Source organism: uncultured Dokdonia sp., from assembly GCF_937910895.1.
In the GTDB taxonomy this organism is placed as follows: domain Bacteria; phylum Bacteroidota; class Bacteroidia; order Flavobacteriales; family Flavobacteriaceae; genus Dokdonia.
Genome location: NZ_CALEMI010000064.1, coordinates 1 through 3,085, shown reverse-complemented (window position 1 = coordinate 3,085; position 3,085 = coordinate 1). Strand labels below are relative to the sequence as shown.

Sequence of the window (3,085 nt, the reverse complement as noted above, 5' to 3'; positions counted from 1 at the left end):
ATTATCTTCGCCAGGCTGTCCAATGTCTAAACCTTGTATACCAGAAACAGATTCTTTTGATTCTAAAGCTATGAATGTAGGACGTTATCAAGATCGTAGAGATTTTCTATCCAATTGGATGCGTATTGGAGTCATTATGCAAGGACCAGCGATCAAAGACTATCCAGCCGATTTTGATAAAGACTATTACCTTGAAGTAGAAAGTCTGTTTGATAAAGACGAGAGTAATAAGGTAATTTTCTGGCCTAATACGGTCACAGATAATGTATTTCCTCCAGAAGATTAATCTTTGGAACAAAAAGGAACACATAGCATTGTAATTATAGGCGCAGGACCCGCAGGGTGTTCCTGCGCTATTTCATTACTGAATGCAGGACTGAGTGACGTGTATATCATAGACAATGCTAAAGGTGGTAAATTTCATATAGGAGAAAGCATTCCACCAGATATGAATTTCCTTTTAAAACAATTAGGTGTCTATGAATCTTTCTTAGAAGAAGGGCATGAACCCTGTTATGGAAGTTGCTCGTACTGGGGAAGTCCGTTGCGAGGATATAATGACAGTATGCTAAGTCCGCACGGTCATGGTTGGCATTTGGATCGATCAAAATACAATCAGTTTCTGGTAGATGAAAGTCTTAAAAAAGGAGCAAAAATTATTAAAGAAGCAACTTATTTAGGATCTCAAAAAACAGCTACAGGCTACCAAATTCAATATCAAAAAAAACGAGCAACACAAAAAACGTTACATGCAGATTTTGTGGTGGATGCGACAGGAAGTAGAGGTGTGTTTGCAACAGACCGCGGATCGTATAAAATTCAAGGGACGCCTCTAATGTGTGTCGGCCTCCGCTTTAAAAACAAAGGCAATCGAGAGGTTTCTAAATTAACACATTTAGAATCGGTCGAACATGGTTGGTGGTATGCCGCCAGAATTCCTGGCGAGTACTTGCTCGTTACTTTTTATACCACAGCAGGGGTTGTCAAAGAATTAGGATTGCACGACCTTCAAAACTGGGTTTATTTACTGGCAGACGCTCCAAATACACGAGATTTGCTTTCTCAAATGGAACCTGTCGAAAATAAAGTACGAGGTTTCAATGCGGTTTCTTTTTGCCTCAATACGATGGTAGGTGAAGATTGGTTAGCCATAGGCGATACGGCTACTACCTACGATCCCATTACATCACAAGGCATCACAAAAGCAACCACACAAGGCGCAAGAGCCGCCGAAATCATAGCTTATTATTTACAAGGCTCAAAAGAAGCATTAGATCAGTATCAAAAAGAAGTAAAAGCACAATACGAGTACTACCTCACATCACGCAGTTATTTTTATAATCTAGAAAAAAGATGGAAGGATAGTCCATTTTGGAAGACGATGCAAGCCAAAGAAGTATTAGAAAACGTACAGTAACTCCTTTTTCAACAGTTTGTTAAAAATGGGGATGAGGTTATATACGCTTTCGCGAAAAGCTAACCTACCGTAGGTATAGGGTATAAAGCATCTTTCAAATTCATAAATAAAGATTTCTAAAAAGTAAGATTAGTTGACCAAACAGGACTTGTTAACGTTTTAATTCCCAAAACATCAACATCTCCTATAAAATTCCTATCTCAAAAAACAAGAGCCGTTGTAAAAAAGAGGTGGTCAAAAGAAAAAATGATGACTGAATGAAGTCTCTGTAGCCATTCTAAAATTTTTTTGAGAGCAAAACCGAGCTGTGTTATTTTTTATACATTAGACATTCGTAATTCAAGCAGCCATCCATGAAAAAAAAATATTCAATCTCAGGTCCTGGTGTACTTATAGCTGCGGCATTTATTGGACCGGGTACAGTGACTGTTTGTACAATTACAGGCGCTTCTTTTGGGTTTACATTATTATGGGCAATGGTACTCTCAATCATGGCTACAATTGTCTTGCAAGAAATGGCAGCCCGCATAGGATTGGTTACTCATAAAGGACTCTCAGAAGTCATCCGATCGCAAATTAAAAACCCAACCATTCGTCTATTGGCAATCTTATTAATGTTGAGTGCCATTGTCATAGGAAATGCTGCCTATGAAGCGGGGAATATAAGCGGAGGTGTATTAGGAATAAAAGCGCTGGGTGCTTCTGGTGCCTTTGAAATAGGAACTGTAACACTTAATGGATGGAGCATAGGCATAGGGTTACTAGCTGCTTTGATTCTGTTTTTAGGGAGTTATAAAATATTGGAACGGATTCTGGTGGGACTGGTATTGTTTATGAGTGTTGCCTTTATCATTACTGCGATTGTGACAAAACCAGATCTGATGATGGTATTAAAAGGAAGTTTGATTCCTTCGTTTCCACAAGATAGTACGCTGACCATTATCGCTTTGGTAGGAACTACGGTCGTTCCTTATAATCTGTTTTTACACGCCTCACTAGTTACTGAAAAATGGAAAGGAGCTGAAGATCTTCCTATCGCTAGAAAAGATACGATTGTTGCTGTTATATTAGGCGGTTTGGTTTCTATGGCGATTATTATATGTGCTGCAGCCATACAGGGAAATGACATCTCAAACGCTGCCGATCTTGCGAAGAGTCTAGAACCCTTGTTTGGGGAATATGCACGATTTTTTGTGGGTGTTGGATTGGGAGCCGCAGGTTTGACATCGGCGATTACAGCACCGCTTGCCGCAGCGTATGTAGTGCAAGGATGTTTAGGGTGGGAGAAAAATATTAAATCAATGAAGTTTAGATTGGTGTGGGGAGGAATTTTGTTATTAGGTATTTTCTTTTCTTCATTAAATTACAATCCGATCGATATCATCCAATTTGCCCAAGTAGCCAACGGTATTTTACTTCCTATCATTGCAGGGTATTTGATCTGGATGGCAAATCAAAAGCAACTCTTAGGAACATATATAAACAAGCCTTGGCAAAACATACTAGGCATTGTAATTTGGTTTATTGTTTTTGGCTTAGGTCTTAAAAGTATTCTTAAAGTTTTTGGCGTAGTATAAGTATGTACAGTATAGATCTTAATAGCGATGTTGGTGAAGGCATAGGCAATGAAGCTCAGTTATTGCCACTTTTGAGTTCGTGCAATATTGC

Annotated in this window: 2 protein-coding genes and 1 pseudogene; all 3 read left to right on the top strand. The window is 38.9% G+C overall.

Annotated features, from left to right (window positions below):
- Positions 1 to 286: pseudogene (locus tag Q0505_RS07815) on the top strand (hypothetical protein); the annotation flags it as partial.
- Between the two features lie 3 nt (positions 287 to 289).
- Complete coding sequence (locus Q0505_RS07810) at positions 290 to 1,417, top strand: tryptophan 7-halogenase (RefSeq protein WP_299210989.1); 1,128 nt, start codon at positions 290 to 292, stop codon at positions 1,415 to 1,417.
- 353 nt (positions 1,418 to 1,770) lie between these two features.
- Positions 1,771 to 2,994, top strand: a complete 1,224-nt coding sequence (locus Q0505_RS07805) for an Nramp family divalent metal transporter (RefSeq protein ID WP_299210986.1) — start codon at positions 1,771 to 1,773, stop codon at positions 2,992 to 2,994.
- The last annotated feature ends 91 nt before the right edge of the window (positions 2,995 to 3,085 follow it).

Excerpts from the sequence above, each read along its gene's own strand:
- Q0505_RS07805 (WP_299210986.1), top strand. The coding sequence starts at position 1,771 with ATGAAAAAAAAATATTCAATCTCAGGTCCTGGTGTACTTATAGCTGCG.